General features: G+C 74.5%; 2 protein-coding genes. One reads left to right on the forward strand and one right to left on the reverse strand.

Annotated elements, in window-relative coordinates:
- On the reverse strand, window positions 1-621 hold a 621-nt coding region (locus P1P70_RS44355), incomplete at its 3' end, for a DMT family transporter (protein WP_319248127.1).
- Window positions 622-693: 72 nt separating this feature from the next.
- Here P1P70_RS44355 and P1P70_RS44360 point away from each other — a divergent pair.
- The coding region (locus P1P70_RS44360; RefSeq protein WP_319248129.1) for a LysR family transcriptional regulator at window positions 694-1601 on the forward strand (908 nt) is incomplete at its 3' end.

Raw genomic sequence — 1601 nt, forward strand, 5'->3', positions numbered from 1 at the left:
CCCGGTCGTCGCCCACCCCGTCGTCGCCAATCCGGTCGCGGCCCACCCCGTCGCCGCCAGCAGCTGTGCGGCGGAGACGGCGAGCGGGGCGTCGCGGCCGGTGAGGTGGCGGCCCATGTACGCGAAGGCCACCGCGTAGCTGACGGCCGCGCCGAGGAGCGCGAGCGAGCCGCCGGTCATCAGTCCCGCCCGCTGCCAGGGCGCGAAGATCAGCAGGATTCCCGTGAAGCCGAGGAGGAGACCGGTGAGGCGGGCGGGGGAGAGGGGACGGTCCGTTCCGAGGGCGAGACCGAGGAGCAGGGCCCACAGCGGGGTCGTCGCGTTGAGGACGCCCGCCGTGCCCGAGTCGACGGTCTGCTCGCCGATGGCGAAGAGCGCGAAGGGCAGGGCGTTGCAGAAGAAGGCGGCGACCAGGAGATGGGTCCAGGTCCGCCGGTCGCGCGGCAGGCGCTGGCGGGCGGCCAGGGCGAGCACCAGCAGGACGGCCGCGCCCAGCGCGCAGCGCGCGACCGTGATCTGGAGCGGGGAGAGGCCGTGGTGGAGAGCGAGCTTGATCCAGAGGAAGCCCGAGCCCCAGAGGAGGGCGAGGAGGGCCATACGGAGCGTGGACGCGAGAGGCATGTGCTTCACGGTCCGACAGAGGACACGTAAGGACAAGCGAAGAATGGTACATGGACCTTTAAGCTGAGCTGCATGATGGATGTGCGGCGGATGCAGGTGCTCAGGGCCGTGGTGACCAGTGGCTCGGTGACGGCCGCCGCGAGCGCCCTCGGCTACACCCCGTCGGCGATCAGCCAGCAGATCGGCGCGCTGGAGAAGGAGGCCGGGATCGCGCTGCTGGAGCGGGTCGGGCGCGGGGTGCGGCCCACGGAGGCCGGGCTGCTGCTCACCGAGTACGCGGGTGCGATCGGGCGGCAGGTCGCGGAGGCGGAGGCCGCGCTGGCCGATCTGCGGGCGGGGCGCACGGGGCGGCTGGCCGTGCGGTACTTCGCCACCGCCGGCGCCTCCCTGGTGGCCCCGGCCGTCGCCCGGCTGCGCGACGAGCACCCCGGCGTCCGGATCGAGCTGAAGCTCATCGACCCCGATGACCCGCTCCCGGCGGTCAGGGAGGGGCGGGCCGACCTCGCGCTCGTCGTACGGCCGCGCGGCGCCGACCCCGACGGCGTACGGCTGCTGCACCTGCTCGACGACTCCTACCTCGCCGTACTGCCCGCCGGGCACCCCCTCGCCGAGCGGTCCGGCCTCGCGCTGGCCGACCTCGCCGACGAACCGTGGATCGGCAGCGAATGGCCGGGGCCCTGTCTGGACGCCCAGCTGGAGGCGTGCGCCGCGGCCGGCTTCAGGCCCCGGTTCGTGGTGGAGAGCGAGGACTACGCGACCGCGCAGGGCTTCGTCGCCGCGGGTCTCGGCGTGGGCCTCATCCCCCGGCTGGGCCTGGGCAGCACGCACCCGGACGTCGTCGTACGCCGGTTCACCGGCCCGGAACCCCGACGCTCCATCCACGCGGCCGTACGCGCGACGGCACCGCCCCAGCCCGCCCTGCGCACGTTCGTCAGGGCGCTGAGGCAAGCGGCCGACGCCTCGACCTCCCGGCCCCGGTG

This window comes from Streptomyces sp. MB09-02B (assembly GCF_033794485.1).
Classification (GTDB): domain Bacteria; phylum Actinomycetota; class Actinomycetes; order Streptomycetales; family Streptomycetaceae; genus Streptomyces.